Origin of the sequence: Winogradskyella sp., assembly GCF_028282165.1 — a bacterium.
GTDB lineage: Bacteria > Bacteroidota > Bacteroidia > Flavobacteriales > Flavobacteriaceae > Winogradskyella.
The window spans coordinates 1-22,690 of sequence record NZ_JANQIM010000006.1; the positions used below are offsets into that span (position 1 = coordinate 1).

The 22,690-nt window shown below is 36.6% G+C and carries 19 protein-coding genes; 8 read left to right on the plus strand and 11 right to left on the minus strand.

Features of this window, described 5'->3' with window-relative positions; all coding sequences use genetic code 11:
* On the plus strand, positions 1–2,380 hold a 2,380-nt coding region (locus Q0972_RS03235), incomplete at its 5' end, for a T9SS type B sorting domain-containing protein (RefSeq protein ID WP_299362516.1).
* Positions 2,381–2,415: 35 nt separating this feature from the next.
* On the plus strand, positions 2,416–4,422 hold the full coding sequence (gene uvrB / locus Q0972_RS03240) for an excinuclease ABC subunit UvrB (RefSeq protein ID WP_299362519.1): 2,007 nt from the start codon (positions 2,416–2,418) through the stop codon (positions 4,420–4,422).
* A gap of 134 nt (positions 4,423–4,556) precedes the next feature.
* On the opposite strand, the gene Q0972_RS03245 is transcribed toward uvrB, so the two are convergent.
* Positions 4,557–4,958, minus strand: a complete 402-nt coding sequence (locus Q0972_RS03245; protein WP_299362522.1) for a TerB family tellurite resistance protein — start codon at positions 4,956–4,958, stop codon at positions 4,557–4,559.
* Positions 4,959–5,100: 142 nt separating this feature from the next.
* Here Q0972_RS03245 and Q0972_RS03250 point away from each other — a divergent pair, with 142 nt between their 5' ends.
* The 3 genes from Q0972_RS03250 (at position 5,101) to Q0972_RS03260 (ending at position 6,944) form a co-directional block, all read left to right on the plus strand.
* Positions 5,101–5,904 (plus strand): alpha/beta hydrolase-fold protein, encoded by an 804-nt coding sequence (locus tag Q0972_RS03250; RefSeq protein WP_299362525.1) that lies wholly within the window; start codon positions 5,101–5,103, stop codon positions 5,902–5,904.
* A gap of 12 nt (positions 5,905–5,916) precedes the next feature.
* The gene (locus Q0972_RS03255) at positions 5,917–6,159 is read left to right on the plus strand and encodes a DUF1456 family protein (RefSeq protein WP_299362527.1); all 243 of its coding nucleotides are present in this window, start codon (positions 5,917–5,919) and stop codon (positions 6,157–6,159) included.
* An 83-nt stretch (positions 6,160–6,242) separates the two neighbouring features.
* A complete protein-coding gene (locus Q0972_RS03260) occupies positions 6,243–6,944 on the plus strand; it encodes a phosphoadenylyl-sulfate reductase (RefSeq protein WP_299362529.1) in 702 nt (233 codons plus the stop codon).
* A 53-nt stretch (positions 6,945–6,997) separates the two neighbouring features.
* Here the strand turns inward: Q0972_RS03260 and Q0972_RS03265 are convergent, their stop codons facing one another.
* From Q0972_RS03265 to Q0972_RS03275, 3 genes are all read right to left on the minus strand, one after another.
* Positions 6,998–7,339 (minus strand): hypothetical protein, encoded by a 342-nt coding sequence (locus Q0972_RS03265; RefSeq protein WP_299362531.1) that lies wholly within the window; start codon positions 7,337–7,339, stop codon positions 6,998–7,000.
* 161 nt (positions 7,340–7,500) lie between these two features.
* On the minus strand, positions 7,501–8,691 hold the full coding sequence (gene sucC, locus Q0972_RS03270; RefSeq protein ID WP_299362534.1) for an ADP-forming succinate--CoA ligase subunit beta: 1,191 nt from the start codon (positions 8,689–8,691) through the stop codon (positions 7,501–7,503).
* A 103-nt stretch (positions 8,692–8,794) separates the two neighbouring features.
* On the minus strand, positions 8,795–9,457 hold the full coding sequence (locus Q0972_RS03275) for a hypothetical protein (RefSeq protein ID WP_299362555.1): 663 nt from the start codon (positions 9,455–9,457) through the stop codon (positions 8,795–8,797).
* Positions 9,458–9,562: 105 nt separating this feature from the next.
* On the opposite strand from Q0972_RS03275, the gene lysA reads away from it, so the two are divergent.
* Together lysA and Q0972_RS03285 are read left to right on the plus strand one after the other, a co-directional pair.
* Complete coding sequence (gene lysA, locus Q0972_RS03280) at positions 9,563–10,768, plus strand: diaminopimelate decarboxylase (RefSeq protein WP_299362558.1); 1,206 nt, start codon at positions 9,563–9,565, stop codon at positions 10,766–10,768.
* Positions 10,769–10,981: 213 nt separating this feature from the next.
* A complete protein-coding gene (locus Q0972_RS03285) occupies positions 10,982–13,678 on the plus strand; it encodes a prolyl oligopeptidase family serine peptidase (RefSeq protein ID WP_299362560.1) in 2,697 nt (898 codons plus the stop codon).
* Between the two features lie 179 nt (positions 13,679–13,857).
* Here Q0972_RS03285 and Q0972_RS03290 read toward each other — a convergent pair whose 3' ends face one another.
* The 6 genes from Q0972_RS03290 to Q0972_RS03315 all read right to left on the minus strand — a co-directional run bounded on the left by Q0972_RS03290 (position 13,858) and on the right by Q0972_RS03315 (position 20,246).
* A complete protein-coding gene (locus tag Q0972_RS03290; protein ID WP_299362562.1) occupies positions 13,858–14,703 on the minus strand; it encodes a hypothetical protein in 846 nt (281 codons plus the stop codon).
* Between the two features lie 3 nt (positions 14,704–14,706).
* Entirely contained in the window at positions 14,707–15,165 is a 459-nt protein-coding gene (locus Q0972_RS03295; RefSeq protein WP_299362565.1) for a hypothetical protein, read from the minus strand.
* A gap of 89 nt (positions 15,166–15,254) precedes the next feature.
* Positions 15,255–15,827: a hypothetical protein gene (locus Q0972_RS03300; RefSeq protein WP_299362567.1), complete on the minus strand. Its 573-nt coding sequence runs from the start codon at positions 15,825–15,827 to the stop codon at positions 15,255–15,257.
* Between the two features lie 415 nt (positions 15,828–16,242).
* A complete protein-coding gene (locus Q0972_RS03305; RefSeq protein WP_299362569.1) occupies positions 16,243–17,862 on the minus strand; it encodes a carboxypeptidase-like regulatory domain-containing protein in 1,620 nt (539 codons plus the stop codon).
* Between the two features lie 91 nt (positions 17,863–17,953).
* A complete protein-coding gene (locus Q0972_RS03310) occupies positions 17,954–19,375 on the minus strand; it encodes a M20/M25/M40 family metallo-hydrolase (protein ID WP_299362572.1) in 1,422 nt (473 codons plus the stop codon).
* Complete coding sequence (locus Q0972_RS03315; protein WP_299362575.1) at positions 19,368–20,246, minus strand: PPK2 family polyphosphate kinase; 879 nt, start codon at positions 20,244–20,246, stop codon at positions 19,368–19,370. The genes Q0972_RS03310 and Q0972_RS03315 overlap by 8 nt, the downstream gene beginning before the upstream one ends.
* Before the next feature lie 70 nt (positions 20,247–20,316).
* Here Q0972_RS03315 and Q0972_RS03320 point away from each other — a divergent pair, with 70 nt between their 5' ends.
* Entirely contained in the window at positions 20,317–21,525 is a 1,209-nt protein-coding gene (locus Q0972_RS03320) for a hypothetical protein (RefSeq protein WP_299362576.1), read from the plus strand.
* On the opposite strand, the gene Q0972_RS03325 is transcribed toward Q0972_RS03320, so the two are convergent.
* Positions 21,526–22,689, minus strand: coding sequence for a sigma-54 dependent transcriptional regulator (locus Q0972_RS03325; protein WP_299362578.1), 1,164 nt, complete (start codon positions 22,687–22,689; stop codon positions 21,526–21,528).
* Between the last annotated feature and the right edge of the window lies 1 nt (position 22,690).

A 22,690-nucleotide genomic window follows, 5' to 3' on the forward strand; every position in this document is an offset into this window, starting at 1 on the left:
CGCAAACCCTGAACCGATGATTATTTGCGATGAAGACCAGGACCTAGTCTCTACGGTCAATCTAGAAAGTGTTCTTGCCGATCTGACAGACAATGTAGATGACGTGAGCTTTACTTTCTATACATCATTTGATGATGCCATAAATCAATTTCATGACTTTTTTTCCATATCCAATCCAAGTAATTATGTCACTGGAAGCAGAGAGATATTCATCAGAGCGGAGCTTGAGTCCGAGAACTGCTTTACCATATTCAGTTTCGACATCGAAATCTATGCAGACCCACAGCTCGGCAACATACCGGACCTTATCAACTGCCAGGCAGATGACGGCCAGCCCTCCGATTTCTTCCTAGGGGAAAGGGACGCCCAGATCATCGGAATCCAACAGGGCATGCAGGTCCTCTATTTTGAGTCCGAGAACGATGCCATGGACAGGAACGGCCCGATAGACGCCACTATAGCGTACCAGAACACATCCAACCCCCAGACCATATACGTGCGCCTGGAAAACCAGTCCCACAACGGGTGCTTCAAGGTGGCCCCGATGCAGATCGAGGTCAGGCAGTCACCGGACTACAACATCCCCACCGATGTCTTCGAATGCGACGTAAACCTCAACGGATTGGCAACGACAGACCTCAACGACAAGGTTGCGGAAATCCAGCTCGGCAGCACTACGGACCTCAATATCAGCTTCCACCTCTCACCACTGAACGCAGAGATAGGCGCCAACCCAATTCCGATGGACTACACGGCAACGGGCAACCCACAGCTCATATACGCCAGGATAGAGAATGCCAATTCGGGGTGCTTCAACGTGGAAACCTTCAACATCAATACCTTCTCCCTCCCCGAGATCAACCTCGGACAGTCCCTGGTCGCATGTGGGAACAATTTCCAGACCACACTGCAATGGGACCTTACCGAAGTGGAACTGGAGGTACTCGACGGTAGGCAGTACAACATAGACTTTACCTATTTCACCTCACAGGCCGGGGCCGAGGCCGATATCGACCCGATCACCGACCCTGGGACATATATAAATACAGAGGGCCAAGAGACCGTGTTCGTAAGGGTCACGAACCTAACAACGGGGTGCTTTTCCATAGCCCCCTTCGAGCTGGTCATCAACCCGGCACCACCGATCAACGAGTTCGAGGTCTATCGCGCCTGCCATAACGAGGACGGCACCGTCGACCTGTCGGACATCAACAGCGTACTGCTCGAAAACACCTTTAACGTACTGGTGAGCTACCACAACAGCATTGCCGATGCGGAGGCCAACAACAGCCCCTTGGACACAGACCACACCTATACGGGCGACACGGAAGACCTGGTCGCAAGGGTGGAGTTCAGCACTACCGGCTGCTATGCCGTGTACCCCTTCCGGTTGCAGATCGACCCCCTGCCCATCGCGCACCAGCCCGATGACCTAGTCGCCTGCGATGACGACCTTGACGGGCTCCTCGAGCTTGACCTCTCCGTACAGGATACCGCAGTGCTCAACGGCCAGGAACCAGGGGAGCATACCATCGGTTATTTCAGTTCACAGGACGATGCACGGGAAAACACCAATGCCCTCGGCCCCGACCATGTTGCCGCAAACAACGAGACCATCTTCGTGAGACTGGAGAACAACGAGACCGGGTGCTTCGATATTGCCCAGTTCTCCGTAACGATCAATCCACTGCCGGTCGTCGACATCGGAGACCAGGTCATATGCCTGGACGACCTCCCACTGACCGTATCGGCCCAAACGGGGGATGCACTCGACACCTACCTATGGTCCACAGGGGAAACGGCCGCCGAGATCGAGATCACGGAAACCGGAAGCTATAGCGTGACCGTGACCAGTACATTTGGATGCCAGGCCACGGGCACCTTCAACGTCGCAGAGTCCGAGGCGGCGACCATAGACGTGGTCGAGACCGTAGACTTCTCAGACCCCAACAACATCACCATCACCATTAGCGGCATCGGGGACTACCTCTACCAGCTCAACGACCTGCCGCCGCAGACCTCGAACGTCTTCAACGACGTGCCCATAGGGTACAATACCGTGACCGTCATAGACCTCAACGGGTGTGCTCGGATCACTAGGGAGGTACTTGTTGTAGACATACCAAAGCACATGACACCGAACGGTGACGGCGACTTCGACACATGGCACATCGTCGGCGTGGAGACGCTTCCGGGGACCGTTGTCCATATCTTTGACCGCTACGGAAAACTGCTCAAGGAGCTGAGGCACGATTCCCTCGGATGGGACGGCACCTTCAACGGAAACAAAATGCCAACGGGTGACTACTGGTACGTCGCTGACGTAGTGCACAACGGTGAACGATTCCAAATAAAAGGGCATTTTGCATTGAGGCGATAATTGATTTCAATTTTTCTTTATTGTAACTTTGCAAGATGCGATTTAATATAGAATCAGAATTTCAACCTACTGGTGATCAACCAGAAGCTATACAGCAACTAGCTAATGGTATTACACAAGGCGAACGCTACCAAACCTTACTTGGAGTTACAGGTTCTGGTAAAACGTTTACGGTAGCGAATGTTATACAAGAGGTGCAACGACCAACCTTAGTTTTAGCACATAATAAAACATTGGCTGCACAGTTGTACTCAGAATTTAAGCAGTTTTTTCCTAATAATGCTGTTGAGTATTTTGTATCCTATTACGATTATTATCAACCAGAAGCCTACATTCCTGTATCGGGTGTTTATATAGAAAAGGATTTATCGATTAATGAAGAAATAGAGAAGATGCGATTGAGCACTACTTCTTCTCTACTCTCTGGTCGTCGTGATGTTTTGGTTGTCGCTTCAGTATCTTGTTTATATGGGATTGGGAATCCTGTTGAGTTTCAAAAAAACGTGATTACCATTGAACGTGATCAGGTTATTTCTAGAACAAAGCTACTACATCAATTAGTACAAGGCTTATATTCCAGAACGGAAGCTGATTTTAAAAACGGGAATTTTAGGATAAAAGGTGATACGGTCGATATCTTTCCTGGCTACGCCAACAATGCTTTTAGAATTCATTTCTTTGGTGATGAAATTGAAGAAATTGAAGCTTTTGATGCCTATACTAATGAAATATTAGAACGCTACGATCGCTTGAATATCTACCCTGCCAATATGTTTGTGACCTCTCCAGATGTGCTTCAAAATGCAATAAGGGATATACAGGATGATTTGGTAAAACAGCACGAATACTTTAAAGATATAGGTAAGCATCTTGAAGCTAAACGCCTTAAGGAACGTACCGAATTCGACCTTGAAATGATTCGCGAATTGGGTTACTGCTCTGGGATAGAAAACTATTCAAGATATTTAGACGGTAGAGCACCAGGTACTAGGCCATTCTGTTTATTAGATTATTTCCCAGATGATTATCTCATGGTTGTAGATGAAAGCCATGTAACCATTTCACAGGTTCATGCGATGTATGGAGGTGATAGGAGTCGAAAAGAAAACTTGGTTGAATATGGATTTAGGCTTCCTGCTGCTATGGATAATAGACCTTTGAAATTTGAAGAGTTTGAAGCGCTTCAAAATCAGGTGATTTATGTTTCTGCAACTCCAGCTGACTACGAAATGCAGAAAACTGGTGGTGTTTATGTAGAGCAAGTCATTCGTCCTACAGGTTTATTGGATCCAGATATTGAAGTCCGTCCAAGTTTGAATCAAATAGATGACTTGATCGAAGAAATACAAGAACGTGTAGAAAAAGACGAACGCACATTGGTGACTACACTTACCAAACGTATGGCTGAAGAGTTAGTAAAATATTTGACTAGAATTTCTATTCGTTGCCGTTACATTCACAGTGATGTCGATACGCTAGAACGCGTAGAAATTATGCAAGATTTGCGCAAAGGGATTTTTGATGTTTTGGTTGGTGTCAACTTACTTCGCGAGGGTTTAGATCTACCTGAAGTATCCTTAGTAGCCATTTTGGATGCAGATAAAGAAGGTTTCTTGCGTTCTAACCGCTCACTAACCCAAACAGTTGGTAGAGCTGCTCGTAACCTTAACGGCAAAGCCATTATGTATGCAGATACCATTACACAGAGCATGCAGAAAACCATAGATGAAACCAATTATCGTCGTGAAAAACAGATTGCCTATAACACTGCTAATAATATTACACCAAAAGCTATAAATAAGAGTTTAGACAGTGCTTTGGCTAAAAATTCAGTAAGCACTTACCGTACAGAACTAGAAACCAAATTAGCTGCCGAACCAGAAAGCGAGTATCTCACTAAAAGTCAGCTTGAAAAAAAGATACGCGAAAAACGAAAGCAAATGGAGCAAGCTGCTAAGGCTCTAGACTTTATGGAAGCAGCACGTTTTAGGGATGAGATATCGGCCTACCAGGAAAAATTAGAGAAGCTAAAGGTCAAGTAATTAGTAGTTAGTAAATAGTGGCGAGCAATTAACAACTAATGGTTGTTGCATATACTGATCTACACTAGCACATAAATCTATAGGCGTTTTTGACAGACACAGTAATAACTTCCAGCTTCTAACTCCTAACAAAACTAGTTATACTGTACCTTAAAGATATCAATCAAAAAATCTGGTGGTACAATTTTATCTGGAAAACTATCCATTAAATCCAACACACGATTTATGGACTCATGACTTAATCCCATTCGCAATCCAAAATTATGGATTTTCACCAATTGTTTTGGCGACACTTTATGATCCAAGTTCATTAAAAGCACTAACCTATGAAATTGAACGATACGCTCGCTGTGGGATTTTAGATGAACATACGTTACAGGATGGTCAAAAAGATATTCGAAATCTTCCTTAGAAATATCCAATTGTTTGGCAATACTAAGCAAGAAATTATACTCAATAGATTTTATATTTTCATCTGTTTGAGCAAATGCGATCATTTCAGAAAGCAAACTCAATTTTTCAGCACGATTGATCATAGATAGAGGGATATTAATTAACAAGGTAAAGTTAAATAGGTACATTATTTTATTGTCGTTGATATAATGTATCTTGTCGAAAAATTGAACGTATTTAGTCGGGGTTTTTAAACGTTTATCAACTGAAAAAGCCAATAATAGCATGAGATTGACACCTATTTGTTTATTATTTTTTGTATTCGGACTTAGCTCAGTATATGCGCAAAGCACTGCTTCTGAACAGGTTACAAAATTCACAATAGCTGCACCTCAGTTAGATACTCTTAAACAAATTTGGGTGTATCTCCCTAAAGATTATCAAAATTCTAAAAAACACTATCCCGTAGTATATATGCACGATGCCCAAAACCTATTCGACAATGAAACTTCTTATGTTGGCGAATGGAAAGTTGACGAATTTTTAGATAGTCTAGACGGCAAAGAAAGTATTGTTATTGGCATTGAGCATGGCAATGAAAAACGCATAGATGAATTAACACCTTACAAGCATGAAGAATACGGAGGTGGAAAGGGTGATGCTTACATAGCATTTATAAAGGACACTTTAAAACCTTACGTGGACATTTCCTACCGCACTAAACCCGAGGCATCAAATACAACTATATTTGGCGCTTCTCTAGGTGGTCTAATTTCTTTTTATGCGACGATAAAATATTCAAACGTATTTGGGAAAGCGGGTGTGTTTTCAGCTTCATTTTGGTTTAGCGAAAAGATTTATGATTTAGTTGAATCTAGCATGATCCCAAAATCCTCAAAATTTTTCTTTTTAATTGGTGATAAAGAAGGAGGTACTATGGTTACTGATCAAGAACGTATGGTTGAATTATTAAAATCTAAAGGTGTAAAAGCAAAACAAATGGAGAGTTATATCATAAAAGATGGTGAGCATAATGAAAAGCTTTGGTCTACCTATTTTGGAAAAGCGTACCGGTGGTTACATGATTAAAATATAATAATAATGACTAATAACGATATATTTAAGAAACTTAGGGTTGCCCACAAGTTGAGGGATGAAGACATAGTAAAAATATTAGCACTCGTAGATTTTAGAATTTCAAAAAGTGAGCTTAATGCATTTTTTAGAAGAGAAGACCATCCAAACTATAGGGAGTGTGGTGACCAAATTCTCAGAAATTTCCTTAATGGATTAATCATTCATTTAAGGGGTCCAATGCCAAAAAAGCAAAAAAAGCCCTCATAAAATGTCAACTTCGCAAAAATGAATCAATTGTTTCTTCGTTAAACAATTAGCTAATACCTTGCACTATCTAAATGGATTAATAGATGTTTGAAACCTCTAATAATGTTCATCAGGTTCATAATTTTACTGTTGAACAAATTGATGCCTTAAATAAAAAATATAGGGCTTTATCAGTCACAGAACGTATCAAAGAAGTTTATAATGATTTTGATATTGCTGATATAATGCTGACTAGTTCTTTTGCAGCGACTTCAGCATTTTTGCTAAAATTAGTCTCGGATGCTAATGCTAAGCAAGAAGTGTTTTTTATAGATACTGGTTATCATTTTGAGGATACCATTGCTTATAAATCCTTACTAGAGAAAAAGTATAAGCTCAATGTCACTTCCATTTCCGCCATTAAAGAGGAACACGAGTTTACAACAAAGGACGAAACCTGGAAAAAAAACCCGGACTTTTGCTGTTCTATAAATAAAGTACAGCCTTTAGAAACCATCAAAAAAAATTATAAGGTATGGATGTCTGGACTAATGAAATGGCAATCTGACCACAGAGCAACTTTAGATATTTTTGAAGATCGTGGTACTATCCTAAAGTTTTATCCGCTTGTGGATGTTTCAAAGGAAGAGAGGGATGCCTTTATTGAAGAACATCAACTGCCTTTTCATCCTTTGGTAGCTAAAGGGTATCATTCTATTGGTTGCAAGCATTGTACAGTCCCTGGTGAGGATCGAAGTGGCCGTTGGAATAATAATCCTAAAACTGAATGCGGGTTGCACCTATAAAAAAAGGGCAACATTTAATAATGTTACCCTTCTCTATATAATCAAAAATCAATTCATTTTGATTTTAACATCTTCACTGGTATCTTAAAGGATTTATTGAAACCTACAGCATCTTCGGACACTTTCTTGTAGTTCAATCTACTTTTAATATAGCTTTCTACAGCTTTATTCTCGGTATCTACTGATAAAACAACCATTTCATTATCTTGATTAATGGCTATTTGCACTAAAGCATCAGTGTCTTTTTTTAACTGAAATTCTGGATTCTTTAATAGTTTACCCACAGTTTCAGTAATAGAATTTGGTTCTGCTTCTTTAATCGGATTTGTGTTTGCCGAAATAGCACCAGTGAACATAATTGCTGCGACTAGCACTAACATTTTTAGTTTTTTCATGATTTTTTCGTTTTAAAGATTGATACCATATAGACGACAAACCATTATCGGAGTTACACGCTTTAACAGTGTTTAACGACGATTTGCAGAATATTAACATAACGATCAATAAAAATGCGCCTCTAAAGGCGCATTTACAAGAATTGTATATTTCTAATTTACTAAGAAAGTACTTCTTGAACTTTATCTGCTGCTTCTTGGAATTCCGTTGCACTTAACACATCCAAGCCAGAGTTATCAATAAGTTCTTTGGCAATATCTGCATTAGTACCTTGTAAACGAACTATAATCGGTACACTAATATTACCAATATTTTTATAGGCATCAATGACACCTTGCGCTACACGATCGCAGCGTACAATACCACCGAAAATATTTATCAAAATGGCTTTAACATTGGGGTCTTTCAAAATAATATTGAAAGCCGCTTCTACTCTAGCTGCATCTGCAGTACCGCCAACATCCAAAAAGTTTGCTGGATCACCGCCTGCTTGTTTAATCAAATCCATTGTTGCCATGGCCAATCCTGCACCATTAACCATACAACCTACGTTGCCATCTAAGTCTACATAATTTAAGCCTAATTCACCTGCCTCAACTTCGATAGGGTTTTCTTCACGCGTATCTCTAAGTTCTGCCAAGTCCTTATGTCTAAATAATGCATTGCCGTCTAAGGTTACTTTAGAATCCACGGCCATGATCTTGTCATCACTGGTCTTCAAAACTGGATTAATTTCAAATAAGGATGCATCAGACTTAACATAAGCCGTGTATAATGCTGTTACAAATTTCGTCATTTCCTTAAAAGCAGTGCCAGATAAACCTAAATTAAAGGCTACACGACGTGCCTGAAAAGGTAAAAGTCCTAAAGCTGGATCAATCTCTTCAGTAAAAATTAAATGTGGTGTTTCCTCTGCAACCTGCTCAATATCCATTCCACCTTCTGTAGAATACATAATCATGTTCTTACCAGCACCTCTGTTTAAAAGTACGGACATGTAATACTCCTCTGGTTCGTTGTCGCCTGGATAATAAACATCTTCTGCAACTAAAACTTGATGTACTTTTTTCCCCTCGGCTGAAGTCTGTGGAGTAATAAGGTTCATACCTATGATCTGGCCAGCCAATTCCTTAACTTCATCTAAATTTTTAGCTAGCTTAACTCCTCCGCCTTTTCCACGTCCACCAGCATGAACTTGAGCCTTAATGACGTGCCAACCTGTACCTGTTTCTTCAGTTAATTTCTTAGCTGCTTCAACAGCCTCATCAGCACTTTGAGCCACAATTCCACGTTGAATGCGTACTCCAAAGCTGCTTAGTAATTCTTTTCCTTGATATTCGTGTAGATTCATTTATAAACAGAGATTTATTTCGTTGTGCAAAAATACATATCCGCAAAGTTTAAACCAATATTTTTTAAACTGTTTTTTCTGCCAAAGAATCAGAAACCAGTTCTCAATTCTTATTCAGATTTTTAATGATAGAGAAGGCACTATCAACAAAGGCATCTTCAACTACAATGGTAAACTCATTGGTTGTAGAAATGACCTCGTAGAGTGATACATTTTGCCATGCCAAACGTTTCAGTATTTGATAGTACAGGCCTGCAACTTTAGTGTTGTTTTTGGGTAAGACAAGGCTAATAGCCGATAAATTTTCTTTTATTGCTATACAGTCTTCATTTTTGAAACTTTCAAGAATAGCTTCTTTCTCTGAACTAGAAATTATGATATTACTCTCTATAATACCTCTGGTAAATGTGTAAAAGATGTGACTCTTGTTTTTAATTTCATTTAAGATATCGGCTTGACTATTAATTAAGCTGTTAGAATTTCTAAATGTAAAATCACTTAAGTTTGAACGTAACGTTATATCGCCCAATTGTTCAAGTAAAGTACTTAGCCCATAGTAAGGTTTACTAACCGTTAAACTGTCCTTAAAGCGCCTAAGCGCCATCATTATGGCGCCTGTTTTCACTGGCCTACCTAAAGTTTTTGAAACCTCATTTTGCAATACATCAGCAAGAGCTGAATAATTAATGATGCCTTGAGACAGGCCTTCTTCTAAAAAGGGTTGTTCTAAAACAATGGACTCAACACAGGATGAAATAGTTTTCATTTGTTAATTATTTAACAATTTGTGTAAAATTAGTGAATTAATTGCAATTAGTTTCTAGTCATATTCTGAAAGACTAAGTTTGCTACTCAATTTTGAAGACGATCTATGGACAATACAACTTTATTACAAATTACAAAGGATTATGGTAGCCCTGTTTACGTATATGATGCTGAAAAAATCGTTTCACAATATAAACGTTTAACCAAAGCTTTTAAAAATGTGAAGCTCCTTAAACTTAATTATGCCGTCAAGGCATTGTCTAACATTTCTGTTTTAAAGCTATTTAATTCCTTAGGAGCTGGTTTAGATACGGTCTCTATTCAAGAAGTACAGTTAGGACTCAAAGCAGGGTTTAAACCCGACAATATTATCTTCACTCCAAATGGTGTTTCGCTCGAAGAAATTGAAAATGTGGCCAAATTAGGTGTTCAAATAAACATTGACAATCTATCAATCTTAGAACAATTTGGAACTAAGCATCCTAACATTCCTGTTTGTATTAGAATAAATCCGCATGTTATGGCTGGTGGTAATACCAATATTTCTGTTGGGCATATTGATAGCAAGTTCGGGATTTCCATCCACCAAATACCTCTTTTACTTCGTATTGTTGAAAATACGCAAATGAATATCAACGGCATCCATATGCACACAGGCAGTGATATTTTAGATATAGATGTGTTTCTCTATGCCAGTGAGATTTTATTCGAAACAGCGAAAAACTTCCCAAATCTAGATTTTATAGATTTCGGTTCTGGATTTAAGGTTCCTTATAAAGTTGGTGATATAGAAACTAATGTTGAAGAATTAGGTAAAAAACTATCAAAACGTTTCAATGAATTCTGTAAGGACTACGGAAAGGAACTAACCTTAGCTTTTGAGCCTGGTAAGTTCTTGGTAAGTGAAGCTGGTGTTTTCTTAGCGAAGGTTAACGTAGTAAAACAAACGACCTCAACTGTATTTGCTCAGGTCGATTCGGGTTTTAATCATTTAATCAGACCTATGCTTTATGGCTCACAACATGAAATTGTTAACATATCAAATCCTAAAGGGAGGGAGCGCTTCTATTCTGTTGTGGGCTACATCTGCGAAACGGATACTTTTGCCAATAACAGGCGCATTAATGAAATCAATGAAGGTGATATCTTATGTTTCAAAAATGCTGGTGCTTATTGTTTTACGATGGCAAGTAACTACAATTCGCGTTATAGACCTTCTGAAGTATTACTATATAAAGGAAAGTCGCATCTTATAAGAAAGCGTGAAACCTTTGATGATATCGTACAAAACCAGATAGAAATTGCTATATAAAAGTTAAGGCGTTGTACATTGCAACGCTTTTTTTATACCTTTAACAACCCTCAAGTCTTTTAATCTTAAAAAGACCAATGTCATCAATCAAATCAGCTAAAACTACACATCTGCTCTAAACATATGAGCCACAAAATCAACAACATAGACAAATAGTGATAAAGTTATTTGTAACTTTAAAGCCCAAAAGATAACAATCAATTATAATAAGGTATGAACAAATTAATAGCCGTTTTTATTCTAGTCTTTTTGACCAGCAGTTTTTCCGTAAATGCTCAAAATACTGAGGATCCGTCGCGTTGGACACCCGAAGACATCATTAATACCGAATATGTAAGGTCAGTATCTATATCTCCAGATAATACTATGGTTGTTTGGACAAAACGAAAAGGTGTTAAGGACAAGGATCTCTTTGTTTCGGATATTTATTTAACGAGGCTAGATCTTAAAGAAGAAGATATCTACAAAACCGTACAACTCACCAATGGAAAAGATAACGATTACAGTCCTATTTTCTCAAAGGATGGTGAACATATTTACTTTTTATCATCAAGAGATAAAGGCAAAAAGTTATGGAAATTAAGTATTTATGGCGGAGAAGCAAAAGAAGTAAAAGAGTTTAAAAACGGTATCTCAAATCTTCAATGGAAAGATAACGAAACGCTTTTGTTTCAATCTAATGATGGTAAAACACTGCACGAAACCTTAAAGGAAGAAAAAAAAGATAATGTTATAGTGGTTGAAGATACCTTGCATTGGAAACCCAACCATGTATATGCGTATAACACTGAAGATAAATCCATAAAACGATTAACCACTAACAAAAAACCTCTAGCAGGTTATAGCATATCTAAAGATGGAAAGTGGTTGATTTATGGTGTACAACGCAACATTAGTTATGCTTCCGATGCACAGCTAGATCCCTATCAGTATTTGAAAAATTTAGAAACAGGTACTACTACAAGAATACTTTCAGATTTTGGTTATCCTCCCTATGGTTTCAGGTTTACTGATGATCATAATGGCTTCTATTTTTCATCTGAATTTGGTTCCAACCCAAAATATAACGGCTCTGGAATTAATGAATTATACTATTTTAACCTTAAATCCATGAGCTATTCAAAAGTAAACCTAGACTGGGATATGGGTCATGCTGGTGGTTATCATGTTGTCGGAAACGATATTATTGTCTCATTAGCCAATAGAGCCACAAGAAAATTAGCTTATTATAAAAAAAATGGCAACTCTTGGGCTAGAAAGAAAATTGACTTAGATGAAAAGAATGATCATGTTTCCATAAGTTCAGTATCTAAAGACGGTACTAAAATTATTTATACCTATTCTACTGCATCTCGTCTCCCAAGTTTTCATATTTCTGATTTAAAGGAGCATAAATTCTCTAACGAGACCGAATTGGTTAAACTCAACAAAAAGCTTTCAAAAAAGACAATTACTAAAAGTGAAGTGATGGTCTGGAGAGGCTATAAAAATGAAGAGGTTACAGGCATTCTCTACTATCCTGAAAATTATGTTGAAGGTCAACGTTATCCATTGATGTTGTCTATACATGGTGGCCCAGCAAGTCAGGATTTAGATTCGTGGTCGGAGCGTTGGAGTACTTACCCCAATCTTTTAGCACAACGTGGCATGTTTGTCCTAAAGCCAAATTATCATGGTTCTGCTAATCACGGTCTATCCTATGTTGAAAGTATTAAAGAGAATTACTATGAACCAGAAATGGAAGATATTGTTAAGGGCATTGAAGTATTACATAATGAAGGTAAAATAGATAAAAATAAGCTTGGAACTATGGGTTGGTCTAACGGCGCCATCATTACCACGATGTTAACTGTTCGCTATCCAGATATGTTTAAAGTTGCGGCACCAGGTGCTGGTGATGTTAATTGGACTTCCGATTATGGAACATGTAGATTCGGCGTAAGTTTTGATCAGCATTATTTTGGTGGAGCGCCTTGGGATGATGTAAATGGTAAAACTTATAATGAGAACTATATACTTAAATCCCCTCTATTCGAAATTGAAAAAATAAAAACTCCGACCATTATATTCCATGGTAGTGCGGATAGAGCAGTTCCTAGAGATCAAGGATGGGAGTACTACAGAGGCTTGCAACAGGTCGGTAAAGCTCCTGTACGCTTTCTTTGGTTTCCTGACCAACCACATGGCTTAAGAAAGATTACGCATCAGTTGCGTAAGATGAAAGAAGAAATCACTTGGATAGAGACCTATTTATTGAATAAACAAAAAACTGAAAATGAAGCCTTAAAAAAGGATAGTCCTTTAGACCAGATTATAAAATTACAATCCGTAAAGAAAACCGATGGCTTGTTCGGTGAATTATATAATAATCTTCTTATCCCTGAAACTATTTCAATCAAAAAAGATTCTATAGCTATAAGTCGATTTGAAGTCACCAATGCGCAGTTTAAAGTTTATAAGAACAATCATAATTATAGTGTAGGCAAAGACAATCACCCAGCCATAGTTTCAAAAGCCGAAGCCAATAATTATGTGAATTGGCTATCAGAACAAACAGGATCGACCTACAGATTACCTTCTTCTAAAGAGGGCGAAGCTTTTCAAAAATCAGCGCAAAAAGCCGCGGCTAAAGAGAACACACTCAATTATTGGGCAGGCTACAATCTCGTACCTAGTGATTACCAAAAATTAAAAGAGAAGCTCAATGACAAAAAACCTTATTTATTAAAGGAAGTAGGACAGTTTAAGCCATCAAAAATTGGTGATGCCTCTGTATATGACATTGGTGGTAATGTAGCCGAGTATCACGAAAATGGTATTTATGGCTATAGTGCCTATGATTATTTTGATAAAAGTTCAACCGACACCATTGAAAGCAATCATGTTGGGATTAGAGTAATAAAGGAATAATGGATGGATTTGATATTGTTATGGTCATTGCTGTTATCCTTTTCGCAAGATTAGGAATACGGTTAGTTAGCAAATACACAAAAATGAAACAGAAACAAAAGGACGAAAAATAATAACATGGTCAGTATTTTCAGAAAAATTAGAAAAGTAAAAATAGTAGTACACACAACAACCTGTATTTATTTTCTTCCAAATGTCTTTTCTCTGGAACCCATTAATAATATTAAAGCGCCAATCATAGTAAGGGAAAAAGTAGCCAATCCATGAATTAAAAATATGGAGATATGTAAAAAAACACCAAGTACAAAGACATACCTTCTTACGGAATAAGAAAGAAACAAACAACAGGCAATTATTAATTCTAAAATTAGGGTACCCCAAGTAAGTATTAAAAGGAACAAGGGTTCATTTATCAGAGGGCTTACTAAAGTTTTTATAGCTCCTGAATATCCATAATATGCGTCATTAAACCAATAATAAAGAGCTGTTCCATCTTTCCACTGTTCAACCTTATACGGTTTTGAAACTGAAGATATAAAGTAAACTATCGCTATCTGCAATCTAATAGATAAAAATATAAAAGAATTGAAAACATTTACAAAGCTATTATGAAATCCTGTTTTTGTGCTTGAGTCATCTATGTTATTCCAATGCCAAATACGGTTATCAAATAATAAAATTGGTATTAACAAAAAAGTAATGATAACTGTAATTTGATCACCACCTTCTGTATAAAGTATTTTCTGATAAAAACTTAATGACACCCAAAAATGCAGTATAGCTGTCATCCTAGGAACAATGCCGATAATAACGAGAATTAAAATTAAAACCGCTGTAGTTTTAGTTATCAAATGATTATCGCTAAAATCAAAAAGATTTAATAAGAACTTTTTCTCTATAAAAATTAAATCAAAGTCATTAAATATTATTGATATTAATGTACTTGCAGCAAGAAAAGATCTTCCATAACCAATAGTCTTAGTCCTAAAGTTATTGTTCGAATAACGCCATATTATATCATCCATAAGTTATTCAAACTTTACTGAAATAAATTTTGAGCTAATCCCAGTATTATTATTGTGTTTCCAGACCCAAGGTATTTTCTTGCGCCTTTCTAATATAATTGTACTACTCAGATTTTTTTTTAAAAATTCATTCTCAACTATAATTGTATCCCAATCTTTATTAATATTTTCTATTTCATCGTAAAATTTAATACTCCATAAACTATCACTGATACTTCCTGACAGTTCCATTAATTTGTAACGAATAACTCTAGAATCCCTACTGAATCCAAAACTGTTTTTCTTTGCAGAGAGCCTTAAATCTATATAGCTAAATCCTGAATCGTATACATGTACTCTTTCTTGAGGTACCTCAATAGTAAAAAACGACCATCCCTGAAAAAGCAATTTCCTTGGAACATCAGCTTCTAAAAACTGGTTATTTATTTTTAATGGAATAGGCTTAATAGTAATAACAGCCACTAAAAAATAAACTAGGCTAAAAAATAAAATATTAAATATGAAAAAAAGCTTTAGATATCTTGAGCCTTTCACGGATTCATGCTATAGGATTATTTGTGATTAGCGAAACTATCAATGATAACATTGACTTTTTCTTCTATACTTAGCATATTTATAGATTCTTTCTCAAAAACACCAAAATCAACAACTGCAACTGGATTATACTCGTTTACATAATCTGACCCACTTTCACCATTTTCAGGCTTCTTTGGACGCTCAGGATTTTGTGGTTGAGGTGTAACACTAACCCCATTGTTACCCATATTATTAAACTTATCACCTAAGTAAACGAATTCGTCAAAATTTAAGTATAAGTATTTTTCTAATTCAAACATCTTATCCTCTAATTCATTCATAATTAGATAGGCATTTCCCGTCTCCATTTTTTTTCTAAAATCATAATAATAATTCTCCTTCATGTCAAAATATTCCAGAGCTTTTTGCTTTTGATCAGGGTCATTAAAACTAAGTCCATCTAAAACTAATGTTCTGTACAATTCTCTTTCATTCAAATCAAAAAGACTTATTTTAGAGTTATGAGATTCATAGACTCTAAACGAAGATAACAACATAACAAATACTAGACTTATAGCTCCAGTTAATATAATAGAATAATACCTCATTTTATACTTTTTATTGTTTTAAGTGAATAAAGATAAATCATAATTTTAAACAAATTATATTAATTTTATATATAAAAACCATAACTAAAACTTATGTGTTTATTGCTAGACTTGCGTCATAGATTTAAAATATTATAGTCCTAAACTATTAACATGTGATACTACCACAAAGATTATAAGAAACGTGGCTTCCCATGCCTTGTTAGCTGCAACCAATAATCTTGCTATTACACAGCAATATAAAGATGAGGCAACTGAATTGATTGAAAGGATCTATAAAAGGTTAATAGGTCATAGAACCAACTCTTCGGCTAACTATGGAATGGTGTTAAAGGCTGTCTTCTTAAGGAATATCTCTCTTAATTTCTATTCTTAAAACAACTGGGACGTAGGGCCCGCATAAATTTTAAGAATACTATTGTGTTGGCTTAGTATCCTTTAATGGTGAATTTACCCAATATTTACTTAAATCATCTATGATGTCGTTAACCTTAGAGGCTGACAAAGGTTTAGATTTGTCAACAAATACCAATTTAGAGGATAGTTTTTTGTCTTCAAATACCTCTTGGGTGAAAAACTCCCTAAATTGAAAACCAGAGAATTGCGTTCGTTTATTAATCACTCTACCGAAAGTATCCTTGATTCTTTTCAGTTTAAATGAAAAGTCAGCATCAGTAATTTCATCAATCTTTACTTTTTCACCCGCAGACCAACTTATGACGTCTATGGTTACTTTGTTCTTTTCTTTGAGCTTTATATCTGATACGATAAGTTTTTTACCTTTAAAATAAAGCCTAAAATTACTTCTCTTTTTAATCGAACCTTTATCAACTGGGTTATTAAAAACTATGGTAAAATTCTTTTTTCCCGTATTGAAAATCAATTCTTTAGCTTCAAAAGGCTTGGGTTCTTTTATGACAAACCTATTATTGAAAGTCATATAATTTAAAAACATCTTAGAGCCAATGGCTTTATACTCTATGGCAACCTCAAAAAACCTTTTATTTTCACCATTTAAGTATTTATTACTAAAGGGACGGCGGCGTTCCGCACCGATGCCTTTGTCATTAATTCCATATTCTAATTTATGTATTGCATAATTAGACTTGGCAATAAATATTTTCCCTGATCCTACGTACCTTAAATTAACATCTTCCACTGTAACAAAATCTATCTCATATAGTGGTTCATCTTCGATATACTTTATACTGGATATCTGAAAATTATGGTTTCTTACAAAATCGTGCTTAAGAACATAAATGAATGAAAAGCTTGCTATTTTAAAGTTCCTTATGGGGTTGTGTGTGTTTAAAATTTCGAGCTCGTTCTGTATTTCCCTACCTAGCTTGGCACTATTATCTGTAGCAATACTCTTGGATTTCCCATAAATACTATTAAGCAGTAGCGTATCTAAATTAAAATTGGTATTTAAATTATATGAGTACAGTGCGGTATTATTATCCTTATAAGCATATTTGTTCGTATTAAATCCGGCATCAAAACTCTCCAAAATACCTTCATTTAAATTATAATAGTCGTTATTTACGACTTGATAGTCTCTATAATAACCAATATAGGAATGGGGTTGATTGGGATAGTTTTCAGGAATATTTGCAATAGCATTTCTAACTATCTCTTTAGCCGTAGTAGGATCGTTTAACTCATTTCCTTTGGTTGTGTTCTTTCTTTCACTTAAAATCAGTACTGCTTCCAGTTCCTCTACCTTTGGTTTTAAGTAAACTTCATTTACTTTATGAGAGAAAAAATTACCCACAGAAATAGCTAATGTTTCAAAACCAATTGAAGATATAATAATCGTTTTATTATCTAGCTTGAAGTCTAATGGCAATTTAAAATCGCCGCCTTCATTCGCAACTACGCCTTTTTGTGTATCACCAAATCTAATGGTGGCATATGAAATCGGCTGCTTTGTATCTGAAGCAATGACCCTGATCAATAACTGATCCTTCTCTTGAGCTTTGGAAGAAAATAATGACAACAGAGCAATTAAGACTGAAAGACAGAATAGACGCATTTTTTAGTTTTAAAATGGGCATTATTACAAAAATAGGTAAGATTTGCTATTTAATTAATTAATAAAGTGTTAACTCAAAGGTTACGTAAAATCAATCCTTAATTTCCTGTTGATCTGTAATCGTCTCAGCACCATATTTATCTACCAAATACACTAAAGCCGCCATTGTTGCTGCTCCTAACTCAAGTTCACGTTTATTAACATGTTCAAAGGTATCGTTAGCTGCATGGTGGTGATCAAAATAACGTTGAGAATCTGGTCGCAAACCTGCTAACACAATGTTATCATTTTTTAACGGCCCAATATCAGCACCACTACCTCCTTTCTCAAAATAATGTATCAAGTAAGGTTTAAATAATGGTTTCCAAGTTTCAATTTTTGAAAACATCAAATCACTGCAATCGAAACTAAAGCCTCTAGGCGTAAATCCACCTGCATCACTCTCTAAAGCAAAGATGTGCTTCTCGCCTTTTTCTTTAGCGACTTCTGCATATTTGCGTCCACCACGTAGTCCATTCTCTTCGTTCATAAACAATACCACTCTAATACTTCGCTTTGGTCTTACACCGCTTTCTTTTAATAAGCGTAAAACATCCATGGATTGAACCACCCCAGCACCATCATCGTGTGCGCCATCACCCAAGTCCCACGAATCCAAATGTCCCCCTACAATGATATATTCGTTGGGAAATTCATTTCCTGTAATTTCGCCAATAACATTATACGATAATACGTCATCAAACTTCTCACAACTCATCTCAAAGAAGAATTTTAAGCTTGGATCCTTTTTTAAAGCCTCACTTAGTTTTACAGCATCATTGGTGCTAATTGCCGCAGAAGGGATACGTTGTTCTACAGGTAAATCACCATAACTCATACTGCCTGTATGCGGATAATCGTCTTGTCTAGAACTTAAAGAGCGAACGATGGTACCAACCGCTCCAAATTTTGCTGCTTCGGCAGCGCCTCTGTAGCGTTCTGATGCACAACCACCATAAGCCTGAAATGTATTAATAAGCTCTTGTTCCCAAGACTTATTAATAAACACAATTTTGCCTTTGATGCTTTCTTCTCCCAATTTTTCTAAATCTTTGTAGGTTGCAACTTCTAAAACTTCCGCTTTTAGACCACCATTTGGCGTCGCTACTGACCCGCCTAAGGCACATATATTTACCTTATTGAGTTGGCCATTAGTTTCAAAATAACCCATCTCCTTTTGTCCTCTTACCCATTTAGGCACCATTACCGGCTGCAACCATACCTTATCCAAACCTAACTTTTCGAGTTCCTGTTTTGTGTATTGCACAGCAAGCTCCGCATTAGTAGATCCTGACAAACGACCGCCAATTGTATTGGATAGATAATCTAACCATTGATAACTCATACCGTTAGTTAAGGAGGTTTTGTAAACGGCTTTGAGGACAGCTTCATCAGACTGAGCTTTTAGATTTAAAGAAAGTATTAAACAAACAATAAATACCGTCCATGAAACTAACGTAAAGGCTTTATTCATTTTCTAATTGTTCTTTATATAAATCTATGTTAGCTTTTTCCTTTGCTGGAAGTTCTGGCTCTTTAATGTCTGTGTAAGTTTTTAACGTATCGTATAAAATTTTGGCGACAATATACCTTGCGGTTGGTTTGTCGTCTGCAGGAATACTAAACCAAGGCGCATGTGGCTTTGAACTTCTATTTAAAACGTCTTCGTAACATGCTTGATATTTATCCCAAAGCTTGCGCTCCTTTAAGTCATCGGAAGAGAATTTCCACTGTTTGTCTGGTCTATTGAGACGTCTTAACAATCTGTTTTTTTGCTCGTCTTTAGAAAGATTTAAAAAGAATTTAAAAATGATGGTCCCGTTTTCCGCGATGTGCTTTTCAAAGGCATTAATTTCTTCAAATCTCTTATCCCAAAAGGCATCGTCAACATCATCAACAGAGTTAATACCTGGCATATTTTCGTACATTAGATATTTTGGATGCACTCGAGTTACCAAAACATTTTCATAATGTGTTCTGTTGAAAACACCAAATTTCCCTCTAGCCGGCAGAGCTATATAATGCCGCCATAAATAATCGTGTTTTAATTCTAGATCGGTCGGCTTTTTAAAACTATGGGCCACAATACCTCTAATGTTAAATTCTTTGAATACCTCTCGAATTAAGCTATCCTTGCCTGCAGTGTCCATACCTTGAATACAGAACAAAACAGAATATTTGCCATGTGCATACATTGCATTTTGTATCTCTGCCAAATCTTCGCTAACTTCCCTTAAGGCTTCTTTTAATTCACTTTTATCGGCTTTTAAGTCTAAATAGGTTGGTAAGTCCTTAATGTTGATTTTAGATGTAATTTTAAAATCTTCTATGGTAATATGCTTCATAATTCAATTATAGAAGCTAAATATAATGAACATTTTGTAGATTTATAAGGTAAAATCAACCAACCCTAACTTGATATTTAGAAAGCTTCTTATTGCTTTTTTAGCAATACTATCTATAAGTTCGTTTTCACAGAACTTAAGTTCCATAGATGGAATCAACAAATCACCCCTTAATAAACCTAGTATAGTCTCTACGCATCCGTATGGTATTCTTTTCTCAAGGTGGCAAGGTAATTTTCAGATGCAGCCTTTAGGTGAGTACAATCTAAATATTACTCTTGAAAGCGGTAATGTATGGTCCCCACCAGTGACGGCTTATATCCCAAACAATCAAGAAGATAGAGCATATATTAGTCAATTTGAATGGCACAGAAGAGAGTTCTTAATTGATGTAAATACTTTAGACGCTAAAACTATAGAAGCACAAAATGATGGTGTTATAAAAGGTCTAAGGATAAATTTTAATCTTCCTATTAACTCTAAAAGTGAATTGAAAATCGGATTACGATCTTTCTTATTAACCAGAGGAAGGTTTCCATTTTCACTTATTACTAGTGATGACACGATAGAGTTTTTTCATGAAAATATTGCTGGTGGCGAAGATCCTTTTGATAGGCAACTTTATCCACTAAATGAAGCCCTTATTCGCTATAAAGACAGAAATGACAGAGTCATGACCATAGAAAACGGTGATTTTATCCTGAGTGGTTTTGAGTTTAGTTATTACAGATACCCAGCCAACGTCATTAAGGGTTTAAACGTCAACTATGGTGTACATCTAGGCATTAACACTTCTCAGTTTAATCAATCGTTAGATATTGGTGCATCTGCAAACATTATTAAAACCTTTTCTTTTAAAAATGACAACGCCTTAGGCATAGGGCTAAGTTTAGGAGGCACAAAAAATAATCTAGTTGATTTTAGTGATACTAATATGGATTTGAGCACCAATACGTTTATTGGTTACCTTGAAAATCTTGTTGAATACAGTTTTTTGTCCAAAAACAAAGGCACACGACACAGTTTTGGAGTTGATTTTTATTTTCAAACCAGTTTAAATAAAAAGAGTGAGTTTGATTATTTAATTCCTACCAAAAACGGCACCTCATTTAAATCCTGGAATTCAGGAACCTCAAACCTGTATAGAAACAACAATTACTGGACACTCATGTATACGTTAACACGAAAAATATCTACTACCTTTTATATTCAGCAAGACTTAACGGTGAATAATAATCCTGATATTCAAGCAGGTATCTGCTTATCTTTTAACTTGTGATTATTTAGAAGCAAAAGCCTTTACATCTGACTCGCTTACTTCTTTGCCTCCTAAAATAATTAATCGTTCAACCACATTTCTAAGTTCACGTATGTTACCTGTCCAATCATAATTTTGAAGCAGTTTAATGGCTTTATCCGAAAACTTTTTTTTGGCATTACCTTGTTCTTCCGAAATCTTGCTCGTAAAATAATCTACCAATAACGGTATATCTTCCCGCCTGTCATTTAGCGCAGGCACTTCAATTAAAATTACGGCTAATCTGTGATATAAGTCTTCTCTAAAATTGCCTTCTTCAATTTCCTTTTTTAAGTCTTTATTGGTAGCTGCAATAACCCTTACATTCACTTTAATGTCCTTATCACTACCAACACGTTGAATACGACTTTCTTGTAAAGCTCTCAGTACTTTAGCTTGTGCAGACAAACTCATATCGCCAATTTCATCCAAGAAAATAGTTCCACCACTCGCAGCTTCAAACTTACCTGCCCTGTCTTTATTGGCAGAAGTGAATGCACCCTTAACATGACCAAACAATTCACTTTCTATGAGCTCACTTGGAATCGCGGCACAATTTACTTCAATCATGGGGCCTTTTGAGCGTTCGCTTTTTTGGTGTAACCAATGGGCTACCAATTCCTTACCTGTACCATTTGGTCCTGTAATTAGAACACGGGCATCAGTTGGCGCTACTTTATCTATCATATCTTTAATACGAGCTATAGCATTGCTTTCCCCTATCATTTCGTAGTTTTTGCTTACTTTCTTTTTAAGCATTTTATTTTCTACGACCAATTCTTTTCTATCTAAAGCGATTCGCACAGTATTTAATAATCGATTTAAATCTGGCGGCTTAGATATATAATCAAAAGCTCCTAAACGCATTGTATTTACTGCTGTATCTAGATCACCATGCCCAGAAATCATTACCATGGGTGTTTCGGGTTTCATTTTCTTCACCGCTTCAAGCACCTCAACACCGTCCATTTTTGGCATTTTAATGTCACATAGCACCAAATCAAAATCGTCCTTCTTGATTTTTTCTATTCCAGCTAAACCGTCCTCAGCTTCTTCAACTTGATAAGCATCATTTTCTTCGGACAATATTTTTACTAATACTCTGCGGATCGCAGCTTCATCTTCAATTATTAATATTTTAGACATG